The sequence below is a fragment of the Lysobacter korlensis genome, from assembly GCF_042434515.1.
Genome location: NZ_JBHLTG010000006.1, coordinates 348,475 through 364,884 on the forward strand (window position 1 = coordinate 348,475; position 16,410 = coordinate 364,884).

The window sequence follows — 16,410 nt, forward strand, 5'->3', positions numbered from 1 at the left end:
CACGGGACGCGATCGACGCATTTCGGAATGAGTGACGGCAGCGAGTCCGCTCGTCAGCCCCGGGCGAGCTCGGCCTCGTACGCGGCCCGCAGTTCGCCGAAGGCCGACGGTTGGCCTTCCGGGCGGGCGATGCCGAGGTGCTGCTCGCGCAGCTCGTCCATGAAGCGGTCCCAGAATGCGGGGCCGCCGCGCTCCAGCAACTCGGCGCGTACCGAGAGCTCGCGGCTGGCCGGAAGGTGGCGGATGCCCCAGGCGCCGAGATGGGCGAGCACCGGCACCAGCTGGATCGCCGGCTCGGCGAGGCTGTAGATCACCTTCTGCTTGTGGCTCGGGTCCGGCGCCCGGGTGATCATCCCGAGATCGACGAGGCGCTGCAGCCGGTCGGCCAGCACGTTGGAGGCGATCCGCTCATCCGACTTCGCGAGCAGTTCATTGAAGTGCCGACGGTTGCCGAACATCATGTCCCGGATGACGATGAGCGACCACTTGTCGCCGAACACCTCGAGCGAGAGGTTGATCGGGCACCCCGAACGGTGTTCCTCTGCCACGTGTGCTCCTTAGATAACCACTTGCAGTCTACAACCGGTCAAGGTACATTCAAACCAATTGCAATTTACAACTGGTTCGAAGGGACATCATCATGAGCAGAGTCGTCTGCGACATCTCCGTCTCCGCCGACGGGTATGCGGCGGGACCCAACCAGCGTGCCGACGCGCCGTTCGGCGACATCGACGAGGACCGCCTGCACGCCTGGATGTTCAAGACCGGGGATGAGAACCAGGCGGAGGTCGAGGCGATCGTCGACGCCGGCGCGTTCATCATGGGCCGCAACATGTTCGGGCCCGACCGCGGTGAGCCGGATCTGGAGTGGAGCGGATGGTGGGGCGACAACCCGCCCTACCACGGGCCGGTGTTCGTGCTCACCCATCACCCGCGCGTGCCGCTGGTGATGGAGGGTGGCACCACGTTCAACTTCGTTTCGGACGGCATCCACTCCGCCCTCGAGCAGGCGCGTGCTGCCGCGGGCGAGCGAAATGTCGCGATCGCCGGTGGGGCGTCGACGGTCAACCAGTTCCTCGCGGCGGGATTGCTGGATGAGCTCCGGCTGCACATCACCCCGGCGGTGATCGGCGCGGGCTCGAGGCTGTTCGACGGTGTGCCCTCGCTCGACTTCGAGCAGGTCTCGGTGCGAGGCACGTCGCGTGTGACGCACATCACCTACCGCGTGCTGCGCTGACGGGCTCCGTCGGTCCAGGGGCGTCTGCGAAGATCGACCGGTGACTTCAGGCTCAGACCCGCTGCTCGAAATCGCCGGATCGCTCGGTGTCTCCACGTCCTTCGACGACTGGCAGGGGCGCACGGTGGAGGTTCCCCGAGACGCCATCGAGGACGTGCTCGCCGCCATGGGTGTCGACCCGACCGGCTTGGGAAGTGGATCGGCGGTGCTCCCGCACTGCGTCGTCGTCCGCGAGGGCGAGGCCCGTGTCCTCGTCGCGCGTGTGTCGCCGGGTGAGCAGGCCGAGGTCTCGATCGAGTTGGAGGGCGGTGGCTCCCGAGCGCTCGGGGCCGGTGAGCAGAGGAACGCTGAGACCCGGGAGGTGCGCCTCGCGCTTCCCGACGACCTTCCCCTGGGCTACCACGCGCTGAAGGGACGCGTCGGTGACGCCTCCATCGAGACGGCCATCGTGGTGACCCCCCGCTGGCTCGGCCTGCCGGACGCGATGGGGGAGGAGCCATCATGGGGCTTCGCCGTTCAGCTCTACAGCGCACGCTCCCGCGACTCCTGGGGGGTGGGCGACCTCGGCGATCTCGGGGCGCTCGCGGAGTGGTCGGCGGAGCTCGGCGCCGACTACATCCTCATCAACCCGCTGCACGCGGCCGAGCCGGTCGCGCCCCTGCAGCCTTCGCCGTACCTGCCGTCGTCACGGCGATTCTTCAACCCGTTGTACCTCCGGGTGGAGGACGTGCCGGAGTACCGGCAGCTGGATGCGCAGGAGCGGGCCGGCATCGACGCGCTCGGCGACGAGGTGCGGGAGGAGACCGCGGGCAAGGACATCATCGACCGGGACACCGCGTGGGCCGCCAAGCGGGCGGCGCTCGAGCTGCTCCACCGTGTGCCGCGGACGGACGAGCGTGAGCAGCAGTACGCCGCATTCCGCGAGCTCCACGCGGAGTCGCTCAGCCGGTTCGCCGCCTGGAACGCGCTCGCCGTGGAGTACGGCAACGACTACCGCGAGTGGCCTGCCGAGCTTCAGGATGCCGCGAGCGACGACGTGGTGAGCTACGCGGTCCTCCACGAGTCGGAGGTCGACTTCGCGATGTGGCTGCAGTGGCAGCTGGATCAGCAGCTCGAGGACGTACAGCGCCGCGCCAGGCAGGCGGGGATGTCCATCGGCATCATGCACGATCTCGCCGTCGGTGTGCATCCTGGCGGCGCCGACGCGTGGCGGCTCCGTGACGCCTACGCCACCGGCATCCGGGTCGGCGCTCCGCCGGACGCCTTCAATCAGATGGGGCAGGACTGGCAGCAGCCGCCGTGGCGCCCGGACAAGCTGGAGGAACTCGCCTACCGCCCGTTCCGCGACCTTCTCGCCAATGTGCTCCGCCACGCAGGCGGTGTGCGGGTCGACCACATCATCGGGCTCTTCCGGCTCTGGTGGACGCCGGAGGGGCGCGCTCCCTCGGACGGCACGTACGTGCGCTACGACCACGAGGCGCTGATCGGCATCCTGGCGCTCGAGGCACAGCGGGCGGGTGCCGTCGTCGTGGGGGAGGATCTGGGTGTCGTTGAGCCGTCCGCGCGCGAATACCTCGCCGAGCGCGGCGTCCTCGGCACGTCGATCCTCTGGTTCGAGCGGGACGAGGATGGCAAGCCGCTTCCTGCCGAGCAATGGCGCGAACTGTGCCTCGCCTCCGTCACCACCCATGACCTGCCGCCGACCGCCGGCTACCTCGCCGGCGTCCACGTCAAGCTGCGGAACGACCTCGGGCTGCTCACCCGCTCCGTCGAGGAGGAGGCCGAGGCAGACCGGAAGGACCGCCAGAGCTGGATGGCCGAGCTGCGAGGTCGCGGCCTTCTGGGTGAGGACGCCTCCATCGAGCAGACGGTGACCGCGCTCCACCGGTACCTGACGCTTGCACCGTCGCGGCTGCTCAACATCGCGCTGACCGATGCGGTCGGCGACGTCCGCACCCAGAACCAGCCGGGAACGCTGGACGAATACCCGAACTGGCGCATCCCGCTGTCCGGGCCGGACGAGAGGCCGATCCTGCTCGAGGACGTCTTCGCGTCGGAGCGGGCCGCCGCCCTCGCCGCGGCGGTCGGAACACCGCGCCGGCGGTGATCTCGGCGTGCTCAGCGGCGCATCGAGCGGATCCCGGGAGTGCGCGGAGGCGGGAGGATAGCGTACTCGAATCCGCGTAACGTGCCGATCTTCTGAGAGAGGCACGCCGGGTTGTGATTATTTCGTTACCTGACGTAGTCTCGCCAGGTCCTCCCGGCCAACCCTGGGCCATTTGGACCCGGCGCGAGACGCTTCATTCATCCCGTCTCTTGTGCCGCGCAAGGTTGCGATTGAAAAGAAATGGACGGGGCAGCGTACGTAGGGCTGTCGAAGCGCAGGAGAGTTCCTCTTGACCCTCGTACGATTCAACCCGCCGTCGAACCATGTCCCCGAGACGGACGGCATCGGCACCACCTCAACCCCCGCCCCACTCCAGAACCTCTCCCGCCACGACCGGCGCGCGCTCCGCCGAGCGGCGACGACGCCCTCGTCCGCCGGTGGGCGCAGGTGGCGCGCTGCCACCGTCAGCAACGTCGCCGTGATGACGTTCTGCGCCAGCGTCTTCGGCACGGTCGCCCTCCCGGCACACGCCTTCGCTCCGTCCGCGGCTCCCGCCGCAGCCGAGGCTCAGACGACCCTGGCCGAGTTGACCGTCGAGGAGGCGCAGAACGTCATCGTGCCGGCCGGTGCGAAGGCGCCCGAAGCGACCCGGGACGAGTTCGACGCCACCACCATGGCGGAGCTCGAGGCCAAGCGAAAGAAGGAACGGGAGGCCCGTGAGGCCCGCGAGCGGGCAGAGCGAGAGGCGCGGGAGCAGGCCGAAGCGGCAGAACGCGCGCAGACGCAGGCGGCTTCCGTGGCATCGAGCAGCGGCCCGGCGCCCGTCGCGCCGAAGGCCGCCGCTGCCCCCGCCCCTGCCCCCGCGGCAGCCCCGAGCGCGAACGGCGGCTCGATCGTGAGCGTCGCCCGTCAGTACCTCGGCGTTCCGTACGTCTTCGGCGGCGCCTCGCCCTCCGGGTTCGACTGCTCAGGCCTCACGATGTACGTGTACGCGCAGTTCGGCATCTCGCTGCCGCACTCGTCCGCGGCGCAGGGCTCCGGCGGCACGCGGGTCTCGAACCCGCAGCCGGGTGACCTGGTGATCATCGACGGCGGCAGCCACGTCGGCATCTACACCGGCGGTGGCAACATGATCGACGCGCCGATGCCCGGACGTGTCGTCAACGAGCGGCCGATCTACAGCGCCAACCACTACTTCGTGCGGTACTGAGCCTATTTCGTGCGGTACTGAGCCGCCCGAGTGTGCACACCAGAACGGCCGCCTTCCGGGCGGCCGTTCTGCTGTCCATGACGATGGCCGCCGGGCGGTGACCAAAGGCCGGTGACAATCGCGCCGGTTCGGCGTACGCTCACAGAATCCATCCGGCCATCCCGAGGCCGAACGGGTCCGTCGCGCCGACGCGCTCAAGCGCATCGTTCGTCGACGGCACCTGCGACGAAACGGGATGGGCGGCGCAGGCTGTCGAAGCGCAGGAGGTCCCCTCGTGACCCGCGTCTCCCCAGCACGGCCGGACGTTCCGAACGGCAAGCCCCTCGGCCGACACGTCGACCCGAAACGGCATCGCGAGGGTGTGCTCGTCCCGTCCGCTCCGCGGCCACCCGCTCCGCAGGTCTCCGCTCCACACCTGTCCGATGCACGCGTCGCCGCTCCGCGCGCGAAGCGGCACAAGAAGGTCGCCTCGAATGCCGTGACGGTCATGTCCGTGTCCGCCGGCATCGTCGCAACCGTCGCGCTTCCTTCGCACGCCATCCCGCCCGACCAGCTGCACGCCGGCGGCCTGCGCGCCGGGACGGTCCACGCCGTCGAGGTGCAGAGCTTCGCCGTCCCCGCCGCAGCACGACCGGCCGACGCGGCGCGCGACCTGTTCAGCGCCACCACCATGGAGGAGCTCGAGGCGCAGCGGGCTAAGAAGCTGGCCGAGGAGCGCGCATTCGCGGAGGCGAAGCAGCACGCGATCGAGGCGGCAACGGCAGGCTGGCCCATCGCGCCGATCGCGACGACGTCGGTACCCCTGGCGGCGCCCGCGCAGGTTCCGTACGGCGCGCCGCCTGCTCGAGACGGCTCGGTCGTCGCTGTGGCCCGTCAGTACCTGGGTGTGCCGTACATCTTCGGTGGCGCCTCGCCCTCAGGGTTCGACTGCTCGGGCCTCACGATGTACGTCTACGCGCAGTTCGGGATCTCGCTGCCGCACTCTTCTCTCCGGCAAGCCGCTGACGGCAGCCCGGTGACCGACCCGGTGCCCGGCGACCTCGTCGTGATCGACGGAGGAAGCCACATCGGCATCTACAGCGGCGGTGGCTACATGATCGATGCGCCGATGCCGGGCCGCGTCGTCAACGAGCGTCCCATCTACACCTCGAACCACTCCTTCGTGCGGTACTGAGCGGGACTCAGCGCTGCACCCTGCGGTTGCGGCCCTGGAGCGCAACGATCCTCAGCCGCCACAGGTACGCGGTCGGCTGAGGATCGTGCCGGTCCAGGCTCAGGCGATCTTGCGCCGGTACACGACCATGGCGAAGACATAGGCGAGCACGAGCAGGCCGGTGCACCATGCGAGCGCGATCCAGATGTCACCCCCGACGGGCCGTTCGGCGAACAGGTTCTGGATCGTGTTGACGATCGCGGTGACCGGCTGGTTCTCGGCGAAGAACCGCACCGGGCCCGGCATCGTCTCCGTGGGCACGAACGCGGAGCTGATGAACGGCAGGAAGATCAGCGGATAGGAGAAGCCGCTGGCGCCGTCGACCGACTTCGCCGACAGGCCGGCGAGAACGGCGATCCACGTGAGCGCCAGGGTGAACAGCGCGAGGATCCCGGCGACGGCGAGCCACGCCAACGGGCTTGCCGATGTGCGGAACCCCATGGCGAGGCCGACGAGCACGATGATCACCACCGAGAGCCCGTTGGCGACCAATGAGGTCAGCACGTGCGCCCACAGCACCGACGATCGGGCGATCGGCATGGAGTGGAATCGCTCGAAGATGCCGCTCTGCATGTCGGTGAACAGCCGAACGGCGGTGTACGCGATACCGGAGGCGATCGCGATCAGCAGAATCCCCGGCAGCAGGTAGTCGACGTAGTTCTCTGAGCCCGTCTGGATGGCGCCACCGAACACGTAGACGAAGAGCAGCATGATCGCGACCGGCGTGATCGCCGTGGTGATGATGGTGTCCACGCTGCGGAAGATGTGACGCATCGAGCGGCCGAGAAGGGTGGACGTGTCTGAAAAGAAGTGTGTGCTCATGATCGCTCCCGAGATGACGTGTTCTTCTTGCTGTCGTTCCCCACGAGGGCGAGGAAGATCTCCTCCAGCGTCGGCTGCTTCTCGACGTACTCGACCGTCGCCGGCGGGAGGAGCTGCTTCAGTTCGGCGAGGGTGCCGTTCGCGATGATGCGCCCCTCGTGCAGGATGGCGATGCGATCGGCGAGCTGCTCGGCCTCCTCGAGATACTGCGTGGTGAGCAGCACCGTGGTTCCCTGCTCTGCGAGCTCCCGGATGACCTGCCACACCTCGATGCGTGCCTCCGGATCGAGTCCGGTCGTCGGCTCGTCGAGGAAGATCACCGTCGGCTGTCCGATCAGACTCATGGCGATGTCGAGGCGCCGCCGCATGCCTCCCGAATACGTCGACACCTTTCGCGTTGCCGCATCGCTGAGGCTGAAGCGGGCAAGGAGATCATCCGCCACCTGGCCAGGGGCGTTCAGATGCCGCAGCTTGGCGACCAGCGCCAGGTTCTCCCGCCCCGAGAGGATCTCATCCACCGCGGCGAACTGTCCGGTCAGGCTGATGGACTCGCGGACTCCGAGCGGATCCGTCGCGACGTCGTATCCGTTCACGGCCGCTGCGCCGGCGTCTGCACTGAGGAGCGTCGACAGAATCCTCACCATGGTCGTCTTCCCCGCCCCGTTGGAGCCGAGCAGGGCGAGCACGCTGCCTGGTGCCACCTCGAAGCTCACGCCACGCAGGACATGCAGCTGCTTATAGGACTTCTCGATGTTCTGCACGCGAATCGCGGGCTCGCGGACCCGTCCGGCTGTTCCGGTGTTGCTCATCAGTGCTTCCCTTCTGCGGTCGCCCGGGGTCACCGGGCGCGCTGGATCTGGATGTCGCCGTACTGAGTGCGCGCACGAACGGCGACCGCCTGCTCCGACTCGTCGGGGGCGCGGTCCCCGTCGAGCTGGTTGCGCACATGCCCGCCCTTCGAGGACAGGTCGAGCCAGGCGGGGACGCCGGGCGACACCCCGATGGTGATCTGGCCGAAGCCGCTCTGAACCTCGATGGAACCGCTGGAGACCTCGCGCACCTGGATGCTGCCGTACGCGGTCTTCGCCGTGACGGAGGCGAGTGCCTGGCTGATCTCGAGGTCGCCGTAGGAGAGCTTCGCGTCGAGGTCTCCGCCGGACACCCCGATCATGACGGTGCCGTGCGATGACTTGAGGATCGCGTCGCCGGTGACCCTCCCGACCCGGATCTGACCATGGTCGGCCGTGACCTCCATCCCGCCCTCGGCGGTGCCGACGGTGGCGTTGCCGTGCCCGGCGCGAAGCCACAGGTCGCCGGTGGTTTCGACATCGACCTCACCCATGGAGTTCTTGATGCGGGTGGCGCCGAGACGGCCGACGGTGCGCACGTTGCCGAGCGCGTTCTCCGCGGTGAGCCGGGAACCCGCCGGCAGCTCGACCCTCACGTCGACCGACTCGGTCGGGCCGATGAAGCTGATCCGGGGGCGCGGACCCTTGATGGTCAGCCGCTGGCCGTCGAACTCGACCCTGGTCTCCTCCGCTCCTCGTCGGTCGACCGCCTTCTCCGGGTTGGTGGGCGACACGGTCACAACCGTGTCGGCGCGGTCGCCGGCGAGCACATCGATCGCGCCCACCTGCAGGTTGATGGCGAGGTCGATGGGGGCCGGGGTGGTGAACGTGGGCATGCTGATAACTCCCTTTCTCTGGGCGTGTTCGTACTGCCCCGCGGGTCGCGTGGCCGATGGATGCTGGAAGGCGAGCGGTTAGCGCGCCCAGCCGGCGAAGCTGTCGCCGGTGCGCAGTGTCCGCTGCGCGGATCGTCGTTGCTTGGGCTGCAGTGCTCCCGCGATCGCGCGGACCAGCCAGGTGTTGACGGACAGCCCGTCAGCCGCCGCTGCGTCGTCCACCCGCGCCTTCAGCGCGTCCGGCAAGCGGAGGGTCGTGCGCGAGGTGCTGATGTCGTCGAAATCGACGGGTGCAGCGGGCGGGTCGTCGGTGTCGGCTTCGCCGCCGGGCTGCGTGACGACGAACTCGATCTCCCGCCCGCGCAGCCGCAGGTCGACCGAGCCGGGCGCGAGGTCGCGAGTGATCTCGCCGGCCGCGGCCGAGAGCACGTCGAGGAACACGAGCCGCGCGGCGGCGTCGAGCCCCGAGACCAGACGCTCCGCTGCCGCCCGGGTGTCCTCGTTGCCATGCTCGGCAGCTTCGACGAGCTGGCGCTGCAGGTCCGTGACGTACTGGCCGAGTTCCATGCCGTCAGCATGACACCATCGTGGTGTCATGTCAAGCCATGATGGTGTCATTCTGGCACCAGGCCGGGCGCAACCCCCGCGGTGCTGGGCATAGAAGCATCGTCGCCCTGGTTGATGCAGGCGTGGGTACCAACAATGAGGCCATGGACGCGTACTCGCGCGCGGTCATCCGCGTGGCGGAGCGGGTCCTTCCGAGCGTCGCAGCGGTGCGGGTTCGGGGACCTCGCGGGCAGGGGCTGGGCAGTGCGAGCGTGATCACCGTCGATGGCGACCTGCTGACGAACTCGCACGTCGTCGCGGGCGTCGACATCGCCGAAGTGGCATTCGGCGACGGCACCGACGTGGTGGCCGACGTGGTCGGCCGCGACCCGCTCTCGGATCTGGCGGTGCTCAGAGCCCGCGACGCGGTTCCGCCGCCGGTCGAGCTCGGCGACGCGGAGCAGCTCCGTGTCGGGCAGCTCGTGGTGGCGCTGGGCAACCCGCTCGGCTTGGCGGGCAGCGTCACGGCGGGCATCGTCTCCGGACTCGGCCGGTCGCTCCCGACGCCGGCCGGTCGCGTCATCGACGAGGTCATCCAGACCGACGCGGCGTTGAATCCCGGGAACAGCGGCGGTGTGCTGGCGGACAGCGCCGGACGGATGATCGGCGTCAACACCGCGGTCGCCGGCATCGGGCTCGGCCTCGCGGTGCCGATCAACACCACCACGCGGGGGATCATCGAGAAGCTCCGGACCGCGGGCCGGGTGCGCCGGGCGTGGCTCGGCATCGCCGGCGTCGAGGTGGCCCTCGCGCAAGAGGTCGCCGCCAAGGTTGGCTCCCGCACGGGGCTGCAGGTCGCGCAGGTCGTGGCTGACAGTCCCGCCGCTCAAGCAGGCGTCCACCGCGGTGACATCGTGATCCAGCTCGATGGCAGGGGAGTGGTGACCACGAGTGCGGTGCAGAAGCTGATGGTCGAGGACGCCATCAATCGTCGCATCGAGATGACGGTGTGGCGAAACGGCGCTCTCGTCGACGTGTTCGTCACTCCACGGGAGCTCCGCGACGCGTGAGCCTGAATTCGCCGTTGCTTATATAAGCGAACGGTGAAATACTCGCCGTGTGCACGCCTTCGACATCCTCGGGGATCCGGTCCGCAGGCGGCTGCTCGAGCTCCTGGCGACCGGCGAGCACGCGGCAGGCGATCTGGTGGTGGTGATCGGGGAGGAATTCGGCATAAGTCAGCCGGCCGTTTCACAGCACCTGCGGGTGCTTCGCGAGCACGGCTACGCGTCGGTGCGCGCGCAGGGCACACGCCGGCTGTATGCGGTGGAGGCGGACGCGCTGCATGAGGTCGACGAGTGGCTCGACGCGTTCCGCAGATTCTGGACTCCGAAGCTCGCGGCTCTCGACACTGAGATCGCGCGCGGCAAGCGTGCAGCGCGACACGACCCGAGCGGTCCAACCGAAACCAAGGAGAAGAATCCATGACCGACGCACCTTCGCTCGACGCGGCCGGACAGCTCGACAAGGTCGAGCGCCGCCTGACCGTGACGGAGGGCGGCCGCGAAGCCGTCCCCACCGTCGTGACGCTCCGCCAGGAGTACGGCACCGACGCGGCGGATCTCTGGGAGGCCGTCACCACCGCCGATCGGCTCCGCAGATGGTTCTCTCCGGTGTCCGGCGACCTCCGGGCAGGCGGGCGGTACCAGGTGGAGGGCAACGCGAACGGCACGATCGAGACGTGCGACGCGCCGCACTCATTCACGGCCACGTGGGAGTTCGGAGGAGCGGTCACGCGCATCGCGGTGCGCGTGGAGGCGCTCGGGACGGACCGCTCGCGCCTGACGCTCGAGCACTCCGGCGAGACACCTCGCGAGTTCTGGGACCAGTTCGGCCCGGGGGCGACCGGCGTCGGCTGGGACCTGGGAATGCTGGGACTCGCCCTGCACCTCGAGACGGGCGCCGACCGCCCCGCCGAGAACACCGCTTGGGGCGAATCGGATCAGGCGAAGGCGTTCATGGCGGGCAGCAGCCGCCGCTGGGTCGAGGCCGCCATCGCGGCAGGTGTCGAGCCCTCGGATGCGCGCGCGGCGGGGGAGCGCACCACGGCCTTCTACACGGGAGCCGCCGAGTAGGCCGACGCGCGCGCCTGGCCGGTGCCGTCCGGGCCCGAACTCGGTGCGCGCCACTTCCGGTTCTCAGGCGATGATCGACCTCGCTGAGGTGTAGGTTCTCGGAGTCCGCAACGATCGAGAACCGGAGGGATGTTCGTGGCAGAGGTCCGACTGATCGAGGTGACGCCCGCCCATCTGGAGGCACTGCTCCGCTCGAGGACGGCCCTCGCCGAAGCGCTCGACACTCCGGTGCCAGACGGCTGGCCGGAGTTCCCGGAGGCGATCGACTTCACCCTCGGGGTGCTGCAGAAGCATCCCGAGCAGCACGCCTGGTGGATGCACTTCTTCCTCGACGCCGAAAGCGGCGCTCTGGTGGGATCGGGCGGATTCGCGGGTCCGCCGGTCGATCGGACCGTGGAGATCGGCTACGAGATCGCGCCGGGCTTCCGGCGGCGTGGATACGCCTCGGCCGCAGTGCGCGCGCTCGTCGCGAAGGCCCGGCGCACCGGCGTCGTCGATCGGGTGATCGCCCACACGCTTCCAGCGGATCCAGCGTCGGCGGGCGTTCTGCGCATCGCCGGATTCGAGTATGCCGGCGAGGTCGCCGACCCCGAGCAGGGCGCCGTCGCGGAATGGGCGTTCAGCCTTCAGGAATGACGGGCGCTTGCCCGCCGGACAGGAGCCGGCGGGCGGACTGTTCCCGTGGTCAGCGGGCCGGCTGCGACGCCAGCAGGTCGTCGATCTGCCCGGCGGCCTCACGCATCCCGTCTTCCATGCCCATCTCACTCAACTGCTGCAGTGTCTCCGTGTCGGGGAAGTAGGAGACCGTGGTCATCCGGGTTCTGCCGCCCCCTAAATCCTCGAGCGTGACGACACCACGGGTCGGCTTCGCGAGATCCGTCGGCTCGCCGTTCTCATCGGCGAACCCGTCGATGAACTCGAAGCGGTTGGGCTCCTCGATCGCCTCGATGGTCCACCAGCCGTGGGGCTGGTCGCCGTCGGGACCGGTCATGTAGTAGTGCGACCGTCCGCCGACCACGAACTCGTGCCGCTCGAACGTTGCCGGGTATGTCGGGGGTCCCCACCAGCGCTCCAGCTGGCGTGGGTCCTCCCAGATCTGCCAGACGCGTTCAACGCTGGCATCGAACTCGGCGACGAGCGTCAGGGTCAGGGCTTCGGGATCCTTCTTGATATCGATGACAGGCATTGCGTCGATCCTTCCTTGGTTCGGTTGCGGGAGCTGTGGTCATTGCGCCGTGGCGGACGTCGGCTGGTCGTCCGCGAGGATGCCCTCGATCCGAGTCACTCGGTGCCGCCACAGCTGCTCGTACTGGTCGAGGAGCTCACCGGCCCGTCGCAGAGCTTCCGGGTTTCCCGACACGAGCTGCTCCCTTCCGCGTCGCTGCTTCGAGACGAGCGAGGCGCGCTCGAGCACCGCGACGTGCTTCTGCACCGCGGCGAAGCTCATCGCGTACCGCTCCGCCAGGTCCGACACCGACTGCTCGCGCTGCAGAACGCGGCGGACGATGTCGCGGCGAGTCGCGTCCGCGAGCGCCTGAAAGATCCGGTCCACCTCGACGTCGGTGGGCTCGTTCGAGACGCGTACAACCATTTGGTTGTAGATTACGCCGCCGGCGGGACGGGCGCAAGACCGGACGAGAACGCGCCGGCGACCCTGGTCGGATCGCCGGCGCTTCAGGACGCGGTGAGAGTGGCTATCGCACGCTCGCCCGGCGGAGGCACAGATATTGCGCCAGCGCCGAGAGGGCGATGACCACGACCGCCGCGACCGCCAGCCACCACAGCTGGAACGCCTCCGCGATCTGCGGCATGTACGGAACCAGCAGCACCAGCGCGGCTGCCAGCACGATGCCGAGGCCGAGACCCATGAGGGTGGTCCCGCGGTTGCCGAACCGCACCCACACCGCTGCGAACGCGGCGCCGATCGACAGCGAGGTCAATACCGAGAGGAACTGGATCGCAAGAAGCCTGCCCAGGTCGCCGTCGCCGAGGATGATCACGTCGGTGAGGTAGAACCCGACGAACCAGTGATTCGTGGCGATCTCGAGCAGGAACACGACCGCCGTGATGGCGGCCAGGTATGCGGCGAGCGCGACGTGCGTCAGCAGGGTGCCGAGCGTGAACGACCGGCGGGTGCTGCCCAGCGAGAGCCCGAGGGGGAAGGTGGTCGCCACGGACTGCACGCCCATGTAGACCATGAACCCGATGAAGGCCCACAACATGCCCTGGTTGTTGCGGCTGCCGGTGATCCACTCCTCTGAGCCGATCTGGGAGCCCGCGCGCCAGAAGATCAGCGAGATGATCGCCGAGAACGCCAGCACCCCGAGCAGGATGTAGAGGGGGACGCCGAACATCATCGAGCGCTTCGCGTAGTGCAGCCGAAGCACGCTGATCGGGGATGCCCCGTGCTGGACCGGCGTGACGATCGGGGATGCGGTTGCGGTGGTCATGCGCGGATTCCTTCCGTGGTCAGGGGAGCCTCGTCGAGCGCGCCGAGCGCGGCGACGAAATCCTGGAGCGTGGCGCGCTGGACCTGCACGCCGGCCGCCGAGGCCGCGTCGGCCAGCGCCGGGGTGAGGGCGCCCTCGATGGTGAGCGACACGAGCCCGCCCGCTCGGTGGGTGCGGAGCACGCGCGCGCCTCCGACCACCTTCTCCACAGCCGTCGCGGGACCGCTCACGGTGAAAGCCGCCTGCTGTGCATCTTCGACGGTGCTGTCCCGGACGACGCGCCCCCGGTCCAGCACCACGACATGCTCGAGCAGGCCGTCCATCTCGTCGATCAGGTGCGTGGACATGAGGATCGTGCGCGGGTGCGCGGAGTACTCGCGGATGAGCAGGTCGTAGAAGAGCTGCCGCGCGGTGGCGTCGAGGCCGAGGTACGGCTCGTCGAAGATCGTGAGCGGGGCGCGGGAGGCCAGCCCGATCAGTACGCCGAGGGCGGAGAGCTGACCGCGCGAGTACTTCTTCACCGGCGGCTTGGCAGGCAGCCGGAAGCGCTCCGCCACCTCTTCGGCGATCTCGACGCTCCAGTTCTCATGGAACAGCGGCCCGACGCGCAGCACGTGCTTCAGGTAGTAGTCGTCGGGGTAGCGCTGGTTGTCGCGGAGAAAGCTCACCGAGCTCATTGCTGGTGCGTTCTCGAACGGGTCGGCACCGAAGACCTGCACCGAGCCGCGGTCGGCCCGGTCGTGCCCCGCGAGAATGGACATCAGCGTGGTCTTGCCGGCACCGTTCCGTCCGAGCAGGCCGCAGATCGTGTGCTCCGGAACGGTGAACGAGACGTCGGCGAGCGCTTCGGTCCTGCCGAAGCGGCGCGACACACCGTCGATGCGGAGCGCGTGGGTGGTGGTCATTTCGAGCCTTCCTGGTCGAGAAGAGAATGGACGTCGTCGAGGCTGAGCCCGAGGGATCGCGCCTCGCTCAGCAGCGGCCGCACGAACGCGGATGCGAAGCCCTCGGTCCGCTCTGCGACGAGGCGGTCCCGTGCCCCGTCGCTGACGAACATGCCGAGACCGCGCCGCTTGTGCAGCACCCCGCTCTCGACGAGCAGGTTGATGCCCTTGCCCACCGTCGCCGGATTGATGCGGTGCAGGGCCGCGAGCTCGTTGGTGGAAGGCACCTGCGCCCCTTCCGGGTATGCTCCGGCGACGATGCCATCGGCGATCTGCTGGGCGATCTGCTGGAAGATCGGCCGGCTGCTGTCGTCGAGCACTCCGCCTCCTCGGTTCATTACTTCACTAATGAACCTAGCAACCTGGCGACGCGTTGTAAAGGCGAATCCGCCGAAGGACGGGGCGGGCTGGCTAGGATCGCGGCGTGACGAACCCTGAGACCCCGAACCCACCGGCCGGCTGGTACCCCGACCCGGAGGGACTGCAGCGTCAGCGCTGGTGGGACGGTCAACGCTGGACAGCCGATGTCGCCCCCCTGTCGGCGCCGCAGCCGTACACCGGTGCCCGCCCACAGCTGACCGCGCCGGCCGGAACCGACTGGAACACGCCGTGGATCTGGCTCGTGCTGTTCCTGCCGCTGCTGCCGGCGATCCCGCTGCTGTTCGTCGACTGGTCCGCCCTCACCGCGATCGACCCGAACACGCTGGAGTCGGACCTCGACCGTCAGTTCGCGGTCTATACCTCGCCGGCCTACCTGGCGTCGGTGCTCGGCGGGTGGCTGGCGTGGGGGCTCGCCGTGGTGTTCGCCTACCTCGACTTCAAGACGCTCCGAGACCGCGGTGTTCCGTCGCCGTTCCACTGGGCGTGGGCCTTCCTGAGCTCCGTCGTCTACGCGATCGGCCGCGGCGTCGTCACGAACCGGCGCATGGGCAAGGGGATGGTGGTGGTATGGGTCGCCGTCGGGCTGATCGTGCTGGGCATCGCGCTCGGATTCACGATCGCCGCGATGGTGATCGGCTCCGTGTTCTCGCAGCTGCCGGAGCTGTCGGAGCTGCCGACGTCCTGACCGAGGCCAGCCGCGACGAAGAGCCGGCGTCGCCGACCCGCAAGGGGCTGTGCGACGCCGGCTCGTGTCGTCAGGAGGCGAGCAGCTCGTCGAGCTTCTCGTAGCCCTCGTTGACGCCCGTCTCCATGCCGCTCGCGACGAAGGCGTCCCGGTCCTCGAAGGAGTCGACCAGCGAGGTGGCCGTGAGCCGAGTGCGGCCGTTCCCGAGGTCTTCGAAGTGCAGCTTCTCGAGCGCGACGCCGTCCGGGACGCCGTCGAAGGTGAACGTCTGCACGATCAGCTCGTTCTCGCGGACCTCGTGGAACGAGCCGTAGAACCCGGCGACGAATCCCGTGTCCGTGGTGTGGGTGTACCGGTAGCTCCCGCCGGTGCGGCAGTCGAAGTGCGGGACGTCCATCTTGTAGCCGCGCGGGCCGTTCCACTGGCGGAACAGGTCGACGTCCGTATGGGCGCGGAACACCTTCTCCACGGGGGCGTCGAACTCGCGGATGATGCGGACGAGCGGCACTTCGGTGTCGACGAGGATCTGCGTGTCGTGGGTGTTGGTGGTGGTCATGATCGTGCTCCTGCCTGTGCTTATTCGAATGCTGGTGTGGGTTGGGTTGTTGCGTCCGGGTCGTCGGACATGCCCCGGAGGACGTCGTCCAGGCGGCGGTAGCGCTCCTCCGCCTGCAGCCGGTAGCGCTCGATCCATTTGGTCATCAAGCTGAACACCTCCGCTTCGAGGTGGACCGGGCGGCGCTGCGCGTCCCGGGTGCGGCTGACGAGGCCGGCGTCTTCGAGCACCCTGAGGTGCTTGGAGACGGCCTGCACCGACACGTCGTACGGCTCGGCGAGCTCCGTGACCGTCGCGTCGCCAGCCGCGAGCCGTGCGACCATGTCGCGGCGTGTGGGGTCCGCCAGCGCTGCGAACACCCGGGACAGCGGATCCGCCGTCATCGATCCTCCTTATTCAACCTTTCGGTTGATGAAAACGTACGCCGGCGCGCACACTTT

Annotated in this window: 21 protein-coding genes; 9 read left to right on the forward strand and 12 right to left on the reverse strand. The window is 68.8% G+C overall.

What is annotated here, in order from left to right:
• Nucleotides 1-53 precede the first annotated feature (53 nt).
• Complete coding sequence (locus ACFFGH_RS24050) at nt 54-548, reverse strand: winged helix-turn-helix transcriptional regulator (RefSeq protein ID WP_386673068.1); 495 nt, start codon at nt 546-548, stop codon at nt 54-56.
• Between the two features lie 92 nt (nt 549-640).
• Between ACFFGH_RS24050 and ACFFGH_RS24055 the strand changes: the two genes are divergently transcribed.
• The 4 genes from ACFFGH_RS24055 (at nt 641) to ACFFGH_RS24070 (ending at nt 5,728) form a co-directional block, all read left to right on the forward strand.
• The gene (locus ACFFGH_RS24055) at nt 641-1,237 is read left to right on the forward strand and encodes a dihydrofolate reductase family protein (RefSeq protein WP_386673070.1); all 597 of its coding nucleotides are present in this window, start codon (nt 641-643) and stop codon (nt 1,235-1,237) included.
• Between the two features lie 40 nt (nt 1,238-1,277).
• On the forward strand, nt 1,278-3,344 hold the full coding sequence (gene malQ, locus ACFFGH_RS24060; protein ID WP_386673072.1) for a 4-alpha-glucanotransferase: 2,067 nt from the start codon (nt 1,278-1,280) through the stop codon (nt 3,342-3,344).
• 289 nt (nt 3,345-3,633) lie between these two features.
• Nucleotides 3,634-4,554: a C40 family peptidase gene (locus ACFFGH_RS24065; protein ID WP_386673074.1), complete on the forward strand. Its 921-nt coding sequence runs from the start codon at nt 3,634-3,636 to the stop codon at nt 4,552-4,554.
• Between the two features lie 274 nt (nt 4,555-4,828).
• Nucleotides 4,829-5,728: a C40 family peptidase gene (locus ACFFGH_RS24070; RefSeq protein WP_386673076.1), complete on the forward strand. Its 900-nt coding sequence runs from the start codon at nt 4,829-4,831 to the stop codon at nt 5,726-5,728.
• A gap of 99 nt (nt 5,729-5,827) precedes the next feature.
• Here the strand turns inward: ACFFGH_RS24070 and ACFFGH_RS24075 are convergent, their stop codons facing one another.
• The 4 genes from ACFFGH_RS24075 to ACFFGH_RS24090 all read right to left on the reverse strand — a co-directional run bounded on the left by ACFFGH_RS24075 (nt 5,828) and on the right by ACFFGH_RS24090 (nt 8,840).
• Nucleotides 5,828-6,589, reverse strand: a complete 762-nt coding sequence (locus ACFFGH_RS24075) for an ABC transporter permease (RefSeq protein ID WP_386673078.1) — start codon at nt 6,587-6,589, stop codon at nt 5,828-5,830.
• The gene (locus tag ACFFGH_RS24080) at nt 6,586-7,398 is read right to left on the reverse strand and encodes an ABC transporter ATP-binding protein (protein WP_386673079.1); all 813 of its coding nucleotides are present in this window, start codon (nt 7,396-7,398) and stop codon (nt 6,586-6,588) included. Before ACFFGH_RS24080 ends, ACFFGH_RS24075 begins: the two co-directional genes overlap by 4 nt.
• Nucleotides 7,399-7,427: 29 nt before the next feature.
• Entirely contained in the window at nt 7,428-8,273 is an 846-nt protein-coding gene (locus ACFFGH_RS24085; protein WP_386673080.1) for a DUF4097 family beta strand repeat-containing protein, read from the reverse strand.
• 78 nt (nt 8,274-8,351) lie between these two features.
• Nucleotides 8,352-8,840 carry a hypothetical protein gene (locus tag ACFFGH_RS24090; protein ID WP_386673082.1) on the reverse strand — a complete coding sequence of 163 codons (489 nt, stop codon included), beginning with the start codon at nt 8,838-8,840 and terminating at the stop codon, nt 8,352-8,354.
• Nucleotides 8,841-8,983: 143 nt separating this feature from the next.
• Between ACFFGH_RS24090 and ACFFGH_RS24095 the strand changes: the two genes are divergently transcribed.
• The 4 genes from ACFFGH_RS24095 (at nt 8,984) to ACFFGH_RS24110 (ending at nt 11,590) form a co-directional block, all read left to right on the forward strand.
• The gene (locus tag ACFFGH_RS24095; protein ID WP_386673084.1) at nt 8,984-9,889 is read left to right on the forward strand and encodes a S1C family serine protease; all 906 of its coding nucleotides are present in this window, start codon (nt 8,984-8,986) and stop codon (nt 9,887-9,889) included.
• 49 nt (nt 9,890-9,938) lie between these two features.
• Nucleotides 9,939-10,307, forward strand: a complete 369-nt coding sequence (locus tag ACFFGH_RS24100) for an ArsR/SmtB family transcription factor (protein ID WP_386673085.1) — start codon at nt 9,939-9,941, stop codon at nt 10,305-10,307.
• Entirely contained in the window at nt 10,304-10,954 is a 651-nt protein-coding gene (locus ACFFGH_RS24105; protein WP_386673087.1) for an SRPBCC family protein, read from the forward strand. Before ACFFGH_RS24100 ends, ACFFGH_RS24105 begins: the two co-directional genes overlap by 4 nt.
• A gap of 135 nt (nt 10,955-11,089) precedes the next feature.
• Nucleotides 11,090-11,590, forward strand: a complete 501-nt coding sequence (locus ACFFGH_RS24110) for a GNAT family N-acetyltransferase (protein WP_386673089.1) — start codon at nt 11,090-11,092, stop codon at nt 11,588-11,590.
• A 49-nt stretch (nt 11,591-11,639) separates the two neighbouring features.
• Here the strand turns inward: ACFFGH_RS24110 and ACFFGH_RS24115 are convergent, their stop codons facing one another.
• The 5 genes from ACFFGH_RS24115 to ACFFGH_RS24135 form a co-directional block, all read right to left on the reverse strand.
• A complete protein-coding gene (locus ACFFGH_RS24115; RefSeq protein WP_386673091.1) occupies nt 11,640-12,140 on the reverse strand; it encodes an SRPBCC family protein in 501 nt (166 codons plus the stop codon).
• Between the two features lie 39 nt (nt 12,141-12,179).
• The gene (locus tag ACFFGH_RS24120) at nt 12,180-12,545 is read right to left on the reverse strand and encodes an ArsR/SmtB family transcription factor (RefSeq protein ID WP_386673092.1); all 366 of its coding nucleotides are present in this window, start codon (nt 12,543-12,545) and stop codon (nt 12,180-12,182) included.
• Nucleotides 12,546-12,648: 103 nt separating this feature from the next.
• Nucleotides 12,649-13,404, reverse strand: coding sequence for a hypothetical protein (locus tag ACFFGH_RS24125; protein ID WP_386673094.1), 756 nt, complete (start codon nt 13,402-13,404; stop codon nt 12,649-12,651).
• Nucleotides 13,401-14,309: an ABC transporter ATP-binding protein gene (locus ACFFGH_RS24130; protein WP_386673095.1), complete on the reverse strand. Its 909-nt coding sequence runs from the start codon at nt 14,307-14,309 to the stop codon at nt 13,401-13,403. Before ACFFGH_RS24130 ends, ACFFGH_RS24125 begins: the two co-directional genes overlap by 4 nt.
• A complete protein-coding gene (locus ACFFGH_RS24135; protein WP_386673097.1) occupies nt 14,306-14,668 on the reverse strand; it encodes a GntR family transcriptional regulator in 363 nt (120 codons plus the stop codon). Before ACFFGH_RS24135 ends, ACFFGH_RS24130 begins: the two co-directional genes overlap by 4 nt.
• A 104-nt stretch (nt 14,669-14,772) precedes the next feature.
• Here ACFFGH_RS24135 and ACFFGH_RS24140 point away from each other — a divergent pair, with 104 nt between their 5' ends.
• Nucleotides 14,773-15,414: a DUF2510 domain-containing protein gene (locus tag ACFFGH_RS24140; RefSeq protein WP_386673099.1), complete on the forward strand. Its 642-nt coding sequence runs from the start codon at nt 14,773-14,775 to the stop codon at nt 15,412-15,414.
• A 70-nt stretch (nt 15,415-15,484) separates the two neighbouring features.
• On the opposite strand, the gene ACFFGH_RS24145 is transcribed toward ACFFGH_RS24140, so the two are convergent.
• Complete coding sequence (locus ACFFGH_RS24145) at nt 15,485-15,970, reverse strand: SRPBCC family protein (RefSeq protein ID WP_386673101.1); 486 nt, start codon at nt 15,968-15,970, stop codon at nt 15,485-15,487.
• 20 nt (nt 15,971-15,990) lie between these two features.
• The gene (locus ACFFGH_RS24150) at nt 15,991-16,353 is read right to left on the reverse strand and encodes an ArsR/SmtB family transcription factor (protein ID WP_386673103.1); all 363 of its coding nucleotides are present in this window, start codon (nt 16,351-16,353) and stop codon (nt 15,991-15,993) included.
• Nucleotides 16,354-16,410: the final 57 nt, after the last annotated feature.

Excerpts from the sequence above, each read along its gene's own strand:
- ACFFGH_RS24115 (WP_386673091.1), bottom strand. The coding sequence starts at position 12,140 with ATGCCTGTCATCGATATCAAGAAGGATCCCGAAGCCCTGACCCTGACG.
- ACFFGH_RS24090 (WP_386673082.1), bottom strand. The coding sequence starts at position 8,840 with ATGGAACTCGGCCAGTACGTCACGGACCTGCAGCGCCAGCTCGTCGAA.
- ACFFGH_RS24120 (WP_386673092.1), bottom strand. The coding sequence starts at position 12,545 with ATGGTTGTACGCGTCTCGAACGAGCCCACCGACGTCGAGGTGGACCGG.
- ACFFGH_RS24055 (WP_386673070.1), top strand. The coding sequence starts at position 641 with ATGAGCAGAGTCGTCTGCGACATCTCCGTCTCCGCCGACGGGTATGCG.
- ACFFGH_RS24150 (WP_386673103.1), bottom strand. The coding sequence starts at position 16,353 with ATGACGGCGGATCCGCTGTCCCGGGTGTTCGCAGCGCTGGCGGACCCC.
- ACFFGH_RS24075 (WP_386673078.1), bottom strand. The coding sequence starts at position 6,589 with ATGAGCACACACTTCTTTTCAGACACGTCCACCCTTCTCGGCCGCTCG.
- ACFFGH_RS24085 (WP_386673080.1), bottom strand. The coding sequence starts at position 8,273 with ATGCCCACGTTCACCACCCCGGCCCCCATCGACCTCGCCATCAACCTG.
- ACFFGH_RS24130 (WP_386673095.1), bottom strand. The coding sequence starts at position 14,309 with ATGACCACCACCCACGCGCTCCGCATCGACGGTGTGTCGCGCCGCTTC.
- ACFFGH_RS24145 (WP_386673101.1), bottom strand. The coding sequence starts at position 15,970 with ATGACCACCACCAACACCCACGACACGCAGATCCTCGTCGACACCGAA.
- ACFFGH_RS24125 (WP_386673094.1), bottom strand. The coding sequence starts at position 13,404 with ATGACCACCGCAACCGCATCCCCGATCGTCACGCCGGTCCAGCACGGG.
- ACFFGH_RS24095 (WP_386673084.1), top strand. The coding sequence starts at position 8,984 with ATGGACGCGTACTCGCGCGCGGTCATCCGCGTGGCGGAGCGGGTCCTT.
- ACFFGH_RS24105 (WP_386673087.1), top strand. The coding sequence starts at position 10,304 with ATGACCGACGCACCTTCGCTCGACGCGGCCGGACAGCTCGACAAGGTC.
- ACFFGH_RS24080 (WP_386673079.1), bottom strand. The coding sequence starts at position 7,398 with ATGAGCAACACCGGAACAGCCGGACGGGTCCGCGAGCCCGCGATTCGC.